The following is a 14,876-nucleotide window of genomic DNA, read 5'->3' as shown; positions in this document are numbered from 1 at the left end:
TGCCCGTAGCGTTGGGGTCATGAACCAACCGCAGATCGCACCTGCGACCGGGAAGCTGGGCGTGCTCACGCCTGGCATGGGAGCTGTGGCCACCACGTTCATCGCCGGAGTGCTCGCGGCGCGTGCCGGGCTGGCAGAACCGATCGGGTCGGTCAGTCAGTTGGCCCACATCCGGCTCGGCGGCCGGGCGGAGGGCCGCAACCCGCTCATCCGCGACTTCGTGCCGTTGGCCTCACTCGACGACTTGGTGTTCGGCGGCTGGGATCCGATCACGCCCAATGCGCTCGAAGGCGCCCGCACCGCGGGCGTGCTGGAAGACCGTGACCTCGGTGTGATCTCCCGCGAGCTGGAGGGCATCGTCGCGATGGACGCCGTGTTCGACAGCCGCTGGGTGAGCCGGCTCGAAGGCACCCGTACCAAGCCCCCGATGGGCAAGCTCGAAGCTGCCCAGGCGTTGATGGATGACATCGAGCGTTTCCGGGCCGAGAACGAGTGCGAGCGGCTGGTGATGGTGTGGTGCGGCTCCACCGAGGCGTACCAGGAGCCGACAGGGGTGCACGCGAGTGTCGAGGCGTTCGAAGCCGGCTTGGCAGCCGACGATGACAACATCTCGCCCAGCCAGATCTACGCATACGCAGCGCTGATGAGCGACGTGCCCTTCGCCAACGGCGCGCCGAACCTGTCCGTCGACATGCCGGCCATGACCGAGCTGGCTGTGCGCCGCGGCGTGCCCATTGCGGGCAAGGACTTCAAGACCGGCCAGACGCTGATGAAGACGCTCGTGGCACCCGGCCTGAAGGCGCGGATGCTGGGCCTTCGCGGCTGGTACTCCACCAACATCCTGGGCAATCGCGACGGCGAGGTGCTGGACGACCCTGAGAACTTCAAGACCAAGGAGACGTCCAAGCTGGGCGTGCTCGGCACGATCCTGCAGCCAGAGACCTATCCCGAGCTCTACAGCGAGATCGACCACGTAGTCCGGATCAACTACTACCCGCCCCGCGGCGACAACAAAGAGGGCTGGGACAACATCGACATCTTCGGCTGGCTCGGCTACCCGATGCAGATCAAGATCGACTTCCTGTGCCGCGACTCGATCCTGGCGGCACCAATCGTGCTCGACCTGGCGTTGTTCTTGGATCTTGCCCAGCGTGCCGGCCAAGGCGGCGTGCAGGAGTGGCTGTCGTTCTACCTCAAGGCTCCCCAGTCGGCCGATCCGGCAGGGCCCGAGCACGACCTGTTTATCCAGCAAACCAAGCTGAAGAACACCCTGCGCGAGTGGATGGGCGAGGAGCCGGTCACCCACTCCGAGGCCGGCTGACGAGCGCCGAACAGGGCTGCTGCGCGCCGGCGGCTGCGCGGCGATCACAATCTCATCCCGCTCTCAGGTTGGTTTCAGGGACCCTTCAGGTTCATTCGCCATCGTCTGGGTCGTTGCACACACCCCGGCGAAAGGACCGGCGATATGACCGAATCCGGCGAGACCGACGAGCCCACCGACGCACCGAGGTGCAAGTCAGGGCGCAGCCGATTGTTGGCGCTGCTGACTGCACTACTGCTGGCAACGACTGCGGTTCTTGCGTTCAGTGCCGGCAGCGCGAGCGCGCAGACCCAGAACGACAACGGCAACGCCGACCAGCAGCAAGCTGACGACGACGCGGACGACTCCGGGGGCACTTGCGACAGGCACGGCGCACGCCGGGACGGCGGCCACTGGCGGGCCGAAGCGAGTGACACGCTCTCCGGGGTGCTTGGCATCGAGGCCGAGGCACTGCGCGCCAAGCTCAAGGACGGCTCGACGCTCGCCGATATCGCTGCTGAGCAAGGCGTTGCGGTGTCCGACGTGATCGACGCCCTCGTGACAGCGGTCACCGACAGGGCGGCCGAGCACGACCGTGAGATCGATGTCGACGCCGTGACCGAGCGAATCACCGCATGGGTCAACGGCGAGAAGCCCGCGCGGGCCGAAGGATGGTCCGGCGAGGGTCGTCGGCACGGCGGCAAGCGCTTCGGCGACAGAGGCTTCGGCGGCCATGGCCACGGCAGCAATGCCGGAGCGTGGTCAACCTCGACCTAGAACCAAGCTGCGCTTGGCGTCGCAGGCTCACGAAGCGGGCCGGTTCCCTCTCCGCCGGCCCGCTTCGGCGCGTCTGGGCACCCGGTACCTTTCCTCCGTGGCCGCTGGCAGCACGGCGATTCCCGTCATCGACATCTCGGCGAGCGCCCCTGCTGAGAGCGCCTGCGCCCAGATCGACGCGGCCTGCCGGGGTATCGGCTTCTTTGCCATCACCGGCCACGGCGTTTCGGGCGAGCTGCTCGACGGAGTGCTCGACGTGACCCAGATGTTCTTCGCCCAGCCGCTCGCTGACAAGAACGCGCTGGCGATCGAGCTGTCGGACCATCACCGGGGCTACGCCGGCGTGGAAGGCGAGCTGCTCGAGCCGGGCCTGCGAGCCGACTACAAGGAGACGATGGACTTCGGCCCCGAAGTGCCGGCCGATGACCCGCTCCGCTCACCGCTGGAAGGACCGAACCAGTGGCCCGACCTGCCCGGCTTCCGTGACACCGTCGAGGCCTACCAGGCTGCTGTGCTCGGAGCAGCGAAGCGTTTGCTGCGCCTGATCGCGCAAGCGCTCGGCCAGGAGCGGTCGTTCTTCGACCAGCGCTTCGAGCGGCCGCTGGTGGGCACACGGCTGATCCGCTACCCGGCGGTGGCCGAACCACGGCCCGACCAGCTCGGCTGTGGCGCGCATAGCGACTACGGCTGCGTCACCCTGCTGCACATCGACGGCACCGCCGGTCTGCAGCTGGCGGAAATCGAGGGCAGATGGCACGACGTCATCGCCCCGCCAGGCAGCTTCATCGTGAACCTGGGCGACATGCTGGCTCGCTGGACCAACGACCGGTACCGCGCCACCGTTCACCGGGTGCAGTCGCCCACGACGGCCGATCGCTATTCGGTGCCGACGTTCGTCAACCCGTCCTACGACACCATCGTGGAGTGCCTGCCGAGCTGTCTCGGCGAGGGCGAGCAGCCGAAGTACCCCACGACCACTTCGGGCGCGTACCTGCAGTCGCGATTCGACGAGACCTTCGCCTACCGCCAGTAGCCGCCGTCGGGCCTCAGGCGCATCGCCGCTGGGCAGTCTGGCTCACGTCACGGTGAAGACGGCGATGCGTGTCCAGCGGTCGGGGTCGTCGGGATCCGCGCCACCGTAGATGGGACGCAACTCGAAGTCGAGCCCGCTGATCTGCCCCGCCGATTCGCGTTGCGCTAGCCAGTTGCCGAAACCGACCTCGGCGAAGTGTGCCGAGTTGATGCCCACGCTGCAGCGCGCACCGGGTCGCGCTACCCGCAGCAACTCGATGATCGGTTCCGGGCCGAGATGGCCATGAGTGAACGCGCCTGCGCTCACGATGCCGGCGTAAGCGTCGCTGCCGAGATCGAGATGGCCAGTGAGGTCGGCCTCGAAGAGCTGCCGGTAGGTCGCGCGCCCCTCGTGGGTCTTGGCGGCGGCCTTCGCCAGCATCTCAGGCGAGATGTCGATGCCGTCGATCACCGGCACACCAAGCCGTGCCAGCTCGGCTCCAACCACACCCGTTCCGCAGCCGACATCGAGCACTGGCCCGTCCAGCTGGTCGACACCACCCTCGCCGCCGCAGAACGCTGCAACCACGTGCTGATGGTACTCGTAGTCGTTCTCGGCAAGGAAGACCGACTCGTAGGTCTCCGCCCACGAGGCGTACAGCTTGCGGTTGTCTTCGGGACCGTCGACGGCGTATGCGTCGTCGAGCCCAATGCTCGTCGCTGCGGAATCTGTCGCAGATTGCTCGGCCATCGTTGCGAGGGGGATTATGTAGGATAGTTGCCAGCGTGTGAACTAGTCGATATAATGACAGCATGACCACGAAAGCTCCCGGCAAGCATCACCGCAAGGGCATCACGCTGCTGGAACTCACCGAGATGTTTCCCGACGAGAACAGCGCACGCGTCTGGTTCGAGGCCCAGGTATGGACCGGCCAGCGTTGCTGCGGGCACTGCGGCAGCACGAACACGGCTGAGGCAACGCACAAGACGATGCCGTACCGGTGCCGTGACTGCCGCAAGTACTTCAGCGTGAAGACCGGCACCGCGCTGGCAGCGTCGAACGTTCCTCTGCGCAAGTGGGTGTTCGCGATCTACCTCGAACTCACGAACCTGAAAGGCGTGTCCAGCATGAAGCTGCACCGCGACCTCGGGGTGACTCAGAAGACGGCGTGGTTCATGCTTCATCGCATCCGCGAGTCGTGGGCAGAGTGCGAGGCAGGCCCGTTCACCGGCCCGGTCGAAGCCGACGAGACCTATGTGGGCGGCAAGGCGAAGAACATGCACGCCAGTCAGCGGGCGAAGCTCACCGGCCGCGGCGGGGCGGACAAGACCGCCGTTGTCGGCGTCAAGGATCGTGACAGCGGCAAGGTCACTGCCCGGGTCGTCGCCAGCACCGACGCAGGCACGCTGGTGCCGTTCGTCGAAGGCGCGACGATGCCCGACGCGCTGGTGTTCACCGACGGCGCTACCGCCTACAGCGGCCTCGCTCGGGACCACGAGACGGTCGCTCACAGCGTCGGTGAGTACGTCCGCGGGCAAGCGCACACGAACGGCATCGAGTCGTTCTGGGCGATGCTCAAGCGGGGCTATCAGGGCGTGTATCACAACCTTTCCCCGAAGCATCTGCACCGCTACGTCAACGAATACGCGGGCAGGCACAACTTCCGGGAGATGGACACCATCGACCAGATGCGAGCCACAGTCCGCGGTCTCATCGGGCAGCGCGTCCGGTACTGCGACCTCGTTGCTGCCGGTCCTGCGGGCACCGTGTCGGAGCCGTGGTGATGGCCGAACCGAACTGGCCGAACCGGTCGCTGTTCCACGGCGACAACCTCGCCGTGCTGCGAGGCATGGACTCCGAGACAGTCCACTTGGTCGCGACCGACCCGCCGTTCAACAAGGGCCGCGACTTCCACGCCACGCCGGACTCGCTCGCTTCGGGCGCGAAGTTCCAAGACCGCTGGTCGTGGGCTGACGACATCGAAGGCGAGTGGATCGACCAGATGCAAGACGACTGGCCCGCCGTGTGGGAGGTCATCGACGCAGCACGCGTGGCATGGGGCGACGACCTCGGGGCGTTCCTGTGCTACATGGCCGTCCGGCTTGTCGAGATGCAGCGTGTGCTGCGACCTGACGGCAGCCTGTACCTGCATTGCGACCCCACCGCGAGCCACCACCTCAAGGCGCTGTTGGACGCCATCTTCGGGCGCAAGCAGTTCCGAAACGAGATCGTCTGGTGTTACCGCGGGGGGGGTTCCGCGCAACGCGTTCGCTCGCAAGCACGACCTGCTGCTGTTCTACGCCAAGGGCCGCGTCAATACCTTCAATCGGCAGCACGTCCCCTACTCGGCAGCGTCGCAAGCGCTGGTGCGAGGCCGCGGCGGGGTCAGCATCGACGGACGCGAGCGAGACTTGGAGCGCGGCGCGGCTATGCCGGACTGGTGGACGGACATCAACTCGCTGCAAACGTGGTCGCCCGAGCGCACCGGCTACCCGACACAGAAACCGCTGCCGCTGTACGAGCGCATCATCGCGGCCAGCTCCAACAAGGGCGACGTGGTGCTCGATCCATTCTGCGGCTGCGCGACCACGCCGGTCGCAGCGGAGCGGTTGGGCCGACACTGGGTCGGCATCGACATCTGGGACAAGGCGCATGAGGTCGTGATCGAGCGGCTGCGAGACGAAGCGCTGACAGCGCCGCGTGACTTCGACGGCGACGACCGGCTGTTCACCTTCGGGGACATCGCCTACCACGCCGCGCCGCCTGTGCGCACTGACGACGGGGAGACCGCCGCGCCGTTCCTGCAAGTCACCGAGCGATACGCCGAACCTGACGGGCCGAAGATGTCGCGGGCGCAGATGGTCGAGCACCTGATTACCCAGCACGGCATGGTCTGCCAAGGCTGCGACCGCACCTTCGACGATGCCCGCTACTTGCAGTTAGACCACAACACGCCACGCGCTGACGGCGGCATCAATCACATCACCAACAGAGTGCTGCTGTGCGGCCCGTGCAACGGCCTCAAATCGAACATCTACACGCTCTCGGGGCTGCGACGGCAGAACCGCAAACTGGGCTACATGGCCCGCTAGGAGGCGACATGAGCAAGCGGAAGCGTGATCGGCGGGTGAAGCGGCCTCGCATCTATCCGCCCGTCAGGCAGCAGCGTGACGGGGCGACGCCGGAACTGGTGGCCAAGGCGTTGCTGCGCCGTCGGGTGGAGTCGTAGTGGCTGCTTCCCTGCTGGCAACTATCCTACATAATCCCCGTTGCGAGACGCTAGTGCTGCCGTTCTCGGCGCAGGGGTGCCGTTCTTGGGGGCGGCGGTGTTGCGCAGAGAAACGAGTCGATCCCTCAGACGAGCAGCGGATCGGTCAGCACTTCCACCAAGGCGGGACCCGGGTGTGCCAGGGCCTCGCTGAGCGCGTCGTCCAGATCGTCTGCCGCCGTCACTTCGCGGCCCATCGCTCCGCACAGCTCTGCGAACTCGGCGAAGCCCGGGTTGTGCAGCGAGGTCTGCCACACGTCGAACTCGGCTGCTCGCTGCTCCTTGGAGATCTTGCCCAGCTCGCCGTTGTTGAGCAGCACGTGGGTGATGTCCATCCCGTACTTGACGGCCGTGGTCAGCTCCATGGCGTACTGGCCGAAGCCGCCGTCACCCGACACCGAGACCGCCGGACGGCCGGCCCATTGAGAGCCAGGTGCGCGCTGGGTCGCCGCCCAGCAGCCCATTGCCGCCGGGAACGCGAAGCCGATCGACCCCAGGTATCCCGACATCAGCACGGTTTGACCGCACGGCTCGAAGTAGCGGCCGAACGAGTAGGCGTGATTGCCGACGTCCACAGTCATGACGGCATCAGCCGGCACGAGGCGACTCAGGGCCTCGAACACGACCGCAGAGTTCACGCCGCTGCCGCGGTCGTCGACCTGCCGGCGCTGCTTCTCTTCACGCCAGATGTCCCAGCGCGCCGCCACCTCGGCGGCGGCCGAAGGGCTGCCGGCCCTGCCTGCGAGCGCCACGGCCAGCGCCCGGGCTGCCACACCTACATCGGCCAGCATGGGCACGGTCACCGCATGGAACCTGCCCAGCGCCATCGGGTCGAAATCCACCTGCACGATCGGCTTGTACGACGCGATGCCGGTGTGGTTGGCGAATGACACGCCGAAGGTCACCAGTGCGTCGGCCTCGTTCATGAACCAGCTCGCGATCGGGGTGCCCGAGCGGCCGAGCACGCCACAGGCCAGCGGGTGCTGGTCGGCAATCAGTCCCTTGCCCTTGAAGGTCGTGGCCACCGGCGCATCGATGGCCTCGGCTAGCGCCACGATGTCGTCGATGCCGCTGCGGGCACCGTGACCCACGACGATCATCGGCCGCTTCGAACCCGACAGCACCTCTGCCGCCGCATCAAGCGCACCGGCGGCAGGCGACACGCCGCGGTCACCGGTGCGGCCCTGCGGCGAGCCGGCCGGTCGCTCGGGCGCAGCCGCCGGCAACACCTGCACTTCATCCGGCAGCACGAGGTGCGCCACGTCGCGCTCCACCAAGGCGGTCTTGCAGGCCAGGTTCATCAGCTCGGCTGCGTCGGAGCCTGCTTGGACCGTCGCCGAGTACCGGGATACGTCGGCGAAGGCCGCGGAGAGGTCGGTGTCCTGGAAGGCGCCCCGGCCCCGGACGCTCGACGGCACTTGGCCCGACAGCGCGAGCACTGGCGCACGGTCCATCTTTGCGTCGTACAGCCCCGTGAGCAGGTTGGTGCTGCCGGGTCCGGCGATAGCGAAACACGCTGCAAGGCCCCCCGTCAGCTTTCCGTAGGCGGTGGCGGCGAACGAGGCGGCACCTTCGTGCCGTACCCCGATGAATCGCAGCGCGCCGTCGGCCTCGGCCTCGCGCAGCGCGTCTGCGAATCCCAAGTTGGAGTGCCCGACCATGCCGAACACCCACGCCACGCCCCACGCCGTCATCGTCTCGACGAGCTGGTCAGACACGGTGCGGGACCGGCTGGGGGCGATCGGCAGAGCGACGTACACGCCGTCGGACCTGATCTCGGTGCGGTATGCAGCCGGTGCGTCGTCGAACGGCGGCGGCGGTGTGCCGTCACGTGGCGAATAGTCGTAGCCGTGCCACGGGCAGCGCAGCCAGCCCCCCTCGATGCTGCCCTCGCCCAAGGGACCGCCCTGATGGGGGCATGCGTTCGCGAGACACCCGAAGCCCGACTCGGTTCGAGTGACGCACAAGCTCTCACGCTCGACCGTGACCGTCGTGACACGGCCCACGTCGAGTTCGTCGACGCCGATGAGCCGGTGCCAGGCGAACTCGCTGGCGGGCAGCTCCGGCGCTGCAGTGCTGGGCGCCGGATGCTGGGATGTGTCGCTCATCGTTCACCCCTGTTCGACTCGCGCTCATCGTCGCACACTGCGCAGGAACACCCGTAGTCGCGAAGCGACGCCAGACACCTCTGCGCGGCTCTAGCGTTTCCGGCGTGCTGTACCTCGTGCGTCACGCTTCCGCAGGCGACCGGCGTGCCTGGCGCGGCGACGACAGCGCGCGACCGCTGGACCCGATGGGCCATGCCCAGGCGGAGGCGATCGCAGCAGCACTCGCCTCGGCACCGATCCTGCGAGTGCTGTCGAGTCCCAGTGTTCGCTGCGTCCAGACGATCGAGCCGCTTGCGGCAAAACTCGGCATGGACATCGAGATCTCGGCCGAGCTGGCCGAGGGCGCCGACGGCTGGCGAACCGAAGCGTTGGTGGAGCGCCTGTGCGGCGAGGCGGGCGACAGCGTGCTGTGCAGCCACGGCGATGTCATACCCGAGGTGCTCTGGCGCCTGTCTTACCGTGACATCGACGTGAATCCCACACGCTGCAAGAAGGCGTCGGTGTGGGAACTGCATGTCGTCGGCGGCACCGTCAGCCATGGCGTCTACCGCTCCCCTCGAAGTCTCGGTGCTCGATTGGAGGATCTGACGTGAGGGCGAGCCGGCACTACTACGTCGAGTCGTTCGACACCGTCTCGCTGGCGCCGTACCGGATCAGCAGATCACCGTTCGCGCACCGCTACACCACCCCCGAGACCGTCCACGCGGTGTACTGCAACCGGCTGTACCCGATGAAGTCGAGCTTCGACGAGAACCCCATTGCCGCCTACTGGAAGCTGCGCCAGGGCGTTCTGCTGTACGACGTACCTGAGATGCCACTGGCAATCGAAGGTCCCGACGCCGCGCGGCTGCTCGAGCGCGTCCTGGCGTGCAGGGTCGCCGATCTCGGCATCGGCCGGTGCCGGTACGGGCTCGCGTGCAACGACGACGGCGCGATCCTGATGGATGGCGTGCTGATGCGCCTCGCCGAGGACCGCTTCTGGTACGTCATCGCCAACGGCGAGTTCCTGAGCTGGCTGAAGGCGCACGCCATCGGGCTCGATGTGCAGGTCTTCGACCCGCGCTCGCGGGTGTTGCAGATCCAGGGACCCACGTCGCTCGATGTGGCCGATGCGGCGATCCGCGGCGGGCTGCCAGCCGATTTTCGCTACTTCCGCGCCGGCTTCTTCGAGGTGTGCGGTCAGACACTGTGGGTGTCACGAACCGGCTGGACGGGCGAGGCCGGCATCGAGATCTACTGCAGCAGCGGGCCTGAGCCCACCGACCACGACGCATTGTGGGACGGCCTGTTCGCCTGCGGCGAGCGCTTCGGCATGGAATTCAGCACCGGGTCGTCCATGGGGATCCGACGCATCGAGGCTGGAATCCTGGACAACGGCAGCGACATCGAATCAGACCTGACGCCCTTCGGCGCTGGCCTCGGCCAATTCGTCCGGCTCGACAAGGAGGGGTTCATCGGCAAGGCAGCGCTGGAGCGAGCCGACCGCAGCCAGCTGCTGTTCGGCTTGATCTGCCCCACGGCAATGCCCGAGCCCGGCATGGCGGTGGGCTATGAAGATCGCCACGTCGGACACGTGACCATCGGCACCTGGTCGCCCACGCTCGATACCGGCGTCGGCTACGTGCGCTTCGACCGATCGCTCCCCGGCGACGACTGGCTCGCCAAGACCGTTCACCTGCACGACCATGACGGCACGCGGCACACGGCGACGGTCGACACGCTGCCATTCGTCGACAAGGAAAAACAGTTGCCGCGCGCCGCTTGGGGCGGCCCGGCCGCAGCCGCCGGCTGATGTTGACGCTCGACGCGGCGGCGGTGCGACAGTCCACGCCGTGGAACGAGCTGATGGAGGCAATCGAACGCCTGCTGATCGACCGCAACGCCTCGGTGCCGCAACGAGAAATCCATGATGTCGGCTTGCCCGACGGCGGCACAGGTTCGCTGCTGGTCATGCCCGCCTGGGTCGACTGCGAGGTGCTCGGGGTAAAGGCGGTGACCTACTACCCGTCCAACGCCGGCACCGATCTGCCCACCATCAGCGCCGGCTACCTGCTGTTCGACGGCCAGACCGGCCAGCTCAGCGCCGTGCTCGACGGCGATGAGCTCACGCTGCGACGCACCGCGGCGGTCTCCGCTCTCGCCGCCGACCGTCTGGCTCGCCCAGACGCCCGTCGCCTGCTCGTGGCGGGCACCGGCAAGTTGGCGCCGAACCTGGCGCTCGCCCATGCCGCAGTCCGCGATTTCGACGCCGTCGAGGTCTGGGGTCGAAGCCCGCAGCGCGCCGCCGCAACAGCGCAGCAGCTCGTCGAGCATGGTCTGCCGGCACAGCCGGCCGATTCGCTCGACGAGGCAGTCGGGCGAGCTGACGTCATCTCCTGCGCCACGGGTGCCACCAGCCCCCTGTTGCGCGGTGCCCTCGTGCGGCCGGGCACGCACATCGATCTGGTGGGGGCCTTCCGGGCCGACATGCGAGAGGCCGACGACGAGACCGTCAAGCGGGCGACGCTGTTCGTCGACACGCTCGACGGCGCGCTCGGGGCGGGAGACCTGGCACAGCCGCTCGACGCCGGGGTGATCTCCGCCGGCGACATCGCTGCCGACCTGGCGTCGCTCGCCGCCCTGCGCCACCCGGGCCGCACCTCCGACAGCGAGATCACCCTGTTCAAGTCGGTCGGCTTCGCGCTGTCCGATCTGGCCGCCGCCAGGCTCGTGCATCGACGGATCGCAACCGGGTCGGCGGGCGCACCAGATGCGGACGCATCACGCTGGTGATGGTCCGAACCGGCAGCCGTCGCCTCGGCTGGGGCCTCGCAGCGCTCGGCATGCTGCTGGTGTCCACCGATTCGCTGTGGGTTCGTGTCTCTGGCGCCGATGCGCTCGACATCGCCTTCATCGTGGGCGTGCTGTCGCTGTTGCTCTACGGCGCCATGGCCCTGCGCCAGGCAGCGGTCTCGTGGGCGTCGCTGCGGGCCGATAGGTGGCCGCTGCTGGCCATCGGCGTGCTCGGCGCGATCAGCCAGCTCACGTTCATCTCGGCCATCACCCACACCGAGGTGCCCAACGTGGTGGCGATCGTGGCGTCCGCGCCGGTGCTGGCCGCGGCGTTCGCGTGGGTGACCCTGCGAGAGCGGACGTCACCTCGGGTCGGCGCGGGCATAGCGCTCACCGTGGTGGGCATCGGCATGGTGGTGTCGACGTCAATCGGTTCGCCCAACCTCTGGGGCGACTTCCTCGCTCTCATCGCCGTGATCTGCTTCGCCGCCAGCACCGTCATCTGGCGCCGCCATCGCGACATGAGCCGTCTCATGGGACTTGCCCTGGCTGCGTTGCTTGTGGTGATCCCCACTGCGTTCGTCGCCGATCCGGGCGGGCTCGACGCCCCTGCCTGGGCGGCCATCCTGGCCATGGGCCTGGTCTGCAATCCGCTCGGCCGCCTCTCCTACAGCAATGCGCCCAGGTACGCGCCCGCCAGCGAAGTCACCCTGTTCGCTCCGGTGGAGACCGTGGCCGGCATCGTGTGGGCGGCGGTGTTCCTGAGCGAGTACCCGACACTGTTGGTGGCAGCAGGTGCCGTCGTGGTGATCTTCGGCATGCTGTACGCCACGGTGCTCGACCGGAAGGGCGCAGTCGCATTCGGCACCGACTGAGCGGTTGCGCCCGCGGTCGCGGCCGTTCTGCCTCGGCTTCACGCCCTGCCGGGCCCTCGGGTGCTCGCCCTGGGAGCCGTTCGGGTCTTCGTGCTGCCGGGCCTTCGGGTCTTCGCCCCACAGTGGGCTCGGATACTGTCCGAACACATGGCGTCGGAAACCGAGACGGACGCGGCTGCATCCGAGTTCGAGGAATTCCCTGAGCTCCCGCCGAAGCGACCCAGCCGTCTTTCCCGCCGCGCCTACGAGCGCGAGCTCAAGCTCTTGCAGCAGGAACTCGCCCGCCTGCAGCGCTGGATCCGTCACAACGGGCTGAAGGTGGTCGTCATCTTCGAAGGCCGCGACGCGGCCGGCAAGGGCAGCACGATCAAGCGCATCATGGAGCGGCTGAACCACCGCGTGGTGCGGGTCGTCGCGCTCGGCACACCCAGCGACCGCGAGAAGACCCAATGGTGGTTCCAGCGTTACGTCGAGGAGCTGCCGGCGGCGGGCGAGATGGTGATCTTCGACCGCAGCTGGTACAACCGCGGCCTCGTCGAGCCGGTCATGGGCTTCTGCACCGAGGAGGAGTACGAGGAGTTCCTGCGGTCATGCCCCGAGTTCGAACGGATGCTGGTCCGCTCGGGGATCATCCTCATCAAGTACTGGTTCTCGGTCAGCGACGAGGAGCAGGAGCGTCGCTTTCGGAGCCGGATCGCCGACCCGGCCCGGCGTTGGAAGCTCTCCCCGATGGATCTTGAGGCCCGTGCCCGCTGGGTGGATTTCTCACGCGCCAAGGACACGCTGTTTGCCCACACCGACATCAAGCAGGCACCGTGGTATGTCGTCGATGCCGACGACAAGCGGGCCGCGCGGCTGAACTGCATCGCTCACCTGCTGTCGCAGATCCCCTACGAAGCGGTGCCGTGGGAGCACGTCGAGCTGCCTGAGCGCGAATCGGCAGGCGGGTACGTGCGGCCGCCGATGTCAGACCAGACCTTCGTGCCCGAGCTGTACTGAGCCGCCGTCGCGGCCAGCCGAGGCGTCGTGAATCTCGGCCGATGGCCTGAGCCGAACGGCGAAGCTGTGGCCCGGGCGGACTGGGCGAGGTCGCTCAGGACTGCGCGCTGGACTCCATGTTGATCTCGAGCAGTCGCGCGGCAATCACCCGGGCGTCGTCGAAGCCGGCCACGAAGTGGTCGCCCGGCACCCGATGCAGCACGTCCAGCGACTGCAGGCTGCCCTCCGGCAGGCTGTCGACACCGATGACGATGCACTCGGTGTCGTGCTCCATCGCGGCGTCGATGAGTTGCTCCACCACGAGCGCAGCGCTGTCGTCCATGTAGCTGGTCTCAGTGAAGTCCAGGATCACCACCTCGTGCTCCTGGATGTCCTTGCTGATGGCGATCCGCAGCCGGTTCGAGGAGGCGACGGTGAAGCTGCCGCGCATCTTGACCATGCCGACCCGTGCGGAGAACGCATCGAATTGGCTGACGTCGACCCGGTCGCTGTCGGCGAAGAACACGGCGTCGAGCATCGGCACCGACAGCACGCTGTCGAGCTCCAGACGCTCGAAGCGACGGCTGGCTGCAAGGGCGGCGGCGACGATGCCCGCGGCGATGGCCACCAGCAGGTCGACGAACACGGTCAGACCCAGGGTCAGCAGCATCACCAGCACGTGTTCCGGCTGTACCCGGTACAGGTGCGTGATCAATCTCCAGTCGATGAGGCTGAGCCCGAGCCACAGCAAGATGCCGGCCAGCACGCCATAGGGAATGCTGTCGATGAGGCCCGAGAGCACGATGATCAGCACGAGCGCCGCCACCGCGGAGACGACGCCTGAGACACGAGTCTGTGCTCCGGCCCGGATATTGGACTGAGTGGCACCGGGCGCGCCCGCGCCCGGCAGACCGCCGAACATCGCGGCGATGGCATTGCCGAGTCCCACGCCGAGGAGCTCTCGGTTCGGATCGTGCTGGTGCCCGGTCAGCGAATCGGCGGCCGAGGCGCTCAGCAGGCTGCTCAGCGAGCCGATGAGAGCGATGGTCATGGCGGCCCCGACGGCTCCCCAGAAGCCGGCACCTGGCATCTCCATAGCCCAGAACGACGGTGCCTCGATCACGTCTGCGATTCGCGGCGCTCCCTCGAAGATCCATGCGCCGAGGATGGTTCCGCATACCAAGGCGCCGGCCGCCGCCGGCACGTACTTGCGCCACCGCTTCGGCCATCCGGCGCAGATCACGAAGGTGGCAACCGCCACGCCGAACGCATGGAAGTCCATGTCGCGGGCGGCGTCGTCCCAGTGACGGATCGAATCGATCGGGTTGCCCAGGAGGGGGTCGGCGCCGAAGAACGGCAGCACCTGCAGCAGCACCACCATGACCCCGACACCGCTGACGAAGCCCGACGTCACCGAGTGGGGCGTGTACTGGAACAGGCTGCCGATCCGCAGCAGCCCGAAGAGCACCTGGATGATCCCCGCGATGAAGATGATGGCGAGCGCTTCGGTAGCCGAGTCGGCGTACCTGACGAGGACGAACGACACGGCAAGCGCCACCGGCGCCGTCGCAGCGGATATCTGCACTCGCGTGCCGCCCGCGACAGCAGCAAGCAGCCCGACGGCGACTGCACCCCACAGGCCGGCGATCGGGCCCAAGCCCGACACCACGCCGAACGCCAGGGCCAAGGGCAAGACGACAATGGCCGAGACGATCCCGGCTCGAAGATCGGCACGGAGGTTCCCGATGTCGTAGTTCATGTCAGACCTCACCGCGTGCAATGCACC

Annotated in this window: 14 protein-coding genes and 1 pseudogene; 12 read left to right on the top strand and 3 right to left on the bottom strand. The window is 67.5% G+C overall.

The window, feature by feature from the left end; genetic code table 11:
* The first annotated feature begins 19 nt into the window (after positions 1–19).
* The 3 genes from ACOQPE_RS01020 (at position 20) to ACOQPE_RS01010 (ending at position 3,110) form a co-directional block, all read left to right on the top strand.
* Positions 20–1,321: an inositol-3-phosphate synthase gene (locus ACOQPE_RS01020; RefSeq protein WP_420610085.1), complete on the top strand. Its 1,302-nt coding sequence runs from the start codon at positions 20–22 to the stop codon at positions 1,319–1,321.
* 144 nt (positions 1,322–1,465) lie between these two features.
* Entirely contained in the window at positions 1,466–2,077 is a 612-nt protein-coding gene (locus tag ACOQPE_RS01015; protein ID WP_420610084.1) for a hypothetical protein, read from the top strand.
* A gap of 97 nt (positions 2,078–2,174) precedes the next feature.
* Positions 2,175–3,110 (top strand): isopenicillin N synthase family dioxygenase, encoded by a 936-nt coding sequence (locus ACOQPE_RS01010; RefSeq protein WP_420610083.1) that lies wholly within the window; start codon positions 2,175–2,177, stop codon positions 3,108–3,110.
* Between the two features lie 42 nt (positions 3,111–3,152).
* Here ACOQPE_RS01010 and ACOQPE_RS01005 read toward each other — a convergent pair whose 3' ends face one another.
* Positions 3,153–3,839: a class I SAM-dependent DNA methyltransferase gene (locus ACOQPE_RS01005; RefSeq protein WP_420610082.1), complete on the bottom strand. Its 687-nt coding sequence runs from the start codon at positions 3,837–3,839 to the stop codon at positions 3,153–3,155.
* 62 nt (positions 3,840–3,901) lie between these two features.
* Between ACOQPE_RS01005 and ACOQPE_RS01000 the strand changes: the two genes are divergently transcribed.
* The 4 genes and pseudogenes from ACOQPE_RS01000 (at position 3,902) to ACOQPE_RS00985 (ending at position 6,318) form a co-directional block, all read left to right on the top strand.
* Positions 3,902–4,873 carry an IS1595 family transposase gene (locus ACOQPE_RS01000; RefSeq protein ID WP_420610081.1) on the top strand — a complete coding sequence of 324 codons (972 nt, stop codon included), beginning with the start codon at positions 3,902–3,904 and terminating at the stop codon, positions 4,871–4,873.
* A pseudogene (locus tag ACOQPE_RS00995) lies at positions 4,873–5,692 on the top strand (DNA-methyltransferase); the annotation flags it as partial. The gene ACOQPE_RS01000 and the pseudogene ACOQPE_RS00995, both read left to right, overlap by 1 nt.
* 240 nt (positions 5,693–5,932) lie before the next feature.
* On the top strand, positions 5,933–6,181 hold the full coding sequence (locus tag ACOQPE_RS00990) for an HNH endonuclease (protein WP_420611335.1): 249 nt from the start codon (positions 5,933–5,935) through the stop codon (positions 6,179–6,181).
* Positions 6,182–6,189: 8 nt separating this feature from the next.
* Complete coding sequence (locus ACOQPE_RS00985; protein WP_420610080.1) at positions 6,190–6,318, top strand: hypothetical protein; 129 nt, start codon at positions 6,190–6,192, stop codon at positions 6,316–6,318.
* Positions 6,319–6,443: 125 nt separating this feature from the next.
* Here the strand turns inward: ACOQPE_RS00985 and ACOQPE_RS00980 are convergent, their stop codons facing one another.
* Positions 6,444–8,465 carry a thiamine pyrophosphate-binding protein gene (locus ACOQPE_RS00980; RefSeq protein ID WP_420610079.1) on the bottom strand — a complete coding sequence of 674 codons (2,022 nt, stop codon included), beginning with the start codon at positions 8,463–8,465 and terminating at the stop codon, positions 6,444–6,446.
* A 104-nt stretch (positions 8,466–8,569) separates the two neighbouring features.
* Between ACOQPE_RS00980 and ACOQPE_RS00975 the strand changes: the two genes are divergently transcribed.
* The 5 genes from ACOQPE_RS00975 to ppk2 all read left to right on the top strand — a co-directional run bounded on the left by ACOQPE_RS00975 (position 8,570) and on the right by ppk2 (position 13,111).
* Positions 8,570–9,058, top strand: coding sequence for a SixA phosphatase family protein (locus tag ACOQPE_RS00975; protein ID WP_420610078.1), 489 nt, complete (start codon positions 8,570–8,572; stop codon positions 9,056–9,058).
* Positions 9,055–10,257, top strand: coding sequence for an aminomethyltransferase family protein (locus ACOQPE_RS00970; RefSeq protein ID WP_420610077.1), 1,203 nt, complete (start codon positions 9,055–9,057; stop codon positions 10,255–10,257). The genes ACOQPE_RS00975 and ACOQPE_RS00970 overlap by 4 nt, the downstream gene beginning before the upstream one ends.
* Positions 10,257–11,237 (top strand): ornithine cyclodeaminase family protein, encoded by a 981-nt coding sequence (locus ACOQPE_RS00965; RefSeq protein ID WP_420610076.1) that lies wholly within the window; start codon positions 10,257–10,259, stop codon positions 11,235–11,237. The genes ACOQPE_RS00970 and ACOQPE_RS00965 overlap by 1 nt, the downstream gene beginning before the upstream one ends.
* Positions 11,237–12,112: a DMT family transporter gene (locus ACOQPE_RS00960; protein WP_420611334.1), complete on the top strand. Its 876-nt coding sequence runs from the start codon at positions 11,237–11,239 to the stop codon at positions 12,110–12,112. Before ACOQPE_RS00965 ends, ACOQPE_RS00960 begins: the two co-directional genes overlap by 1 nt.
* Positions 12,113–12,259: 147 nt before the next feature.
* Positions 12,260–13,111, top strand: a complete 852-nt coding sequence (gene ppk2, locus ACOQPE_RS00955; RefSeq protein ID WP_420610075.1) for a polyphosphate kinase 2 — start codon at positions 12,260–12,262, stop codon at positions 13,109–13,111.
* A gap of 94 nt (positions 13,112–13,205) precedes the next feature.
* Here the strand turns inward: ppk2 and ACOQPE_RS00950 are convergent, their stop codons facing one another.
* On the bottom strand, positions 13,206–14,861 hold the full coding sequence (locus ACOQPE_RS00950) for a SulP family inorganic anion transporter (protein ID WP_420610074.1): 1,656 nt from the start codon (positions 14,859–14,861) through the stop codon (positions 13,206–13,208).
* Between the last annotated feature and the right edge of the window lie 15 nt (positions 14,862–14,876).

It is taken from the genome of Candidatus Poriferisodalis sp., assembly GCF_965219595.1.
Taxonomy (GTDB): domain Bacteria; phylum Actinomycetota; class Acidimicrobiia; order Acidimicrobiales; family Poriferisodalaceae; genus Poriferisodalis.
The sequence above is the reverse complement of the archived record's forward strand: the minus strand, read 5'-3'. Positions and strand labels throughout refer to the sequence as shown.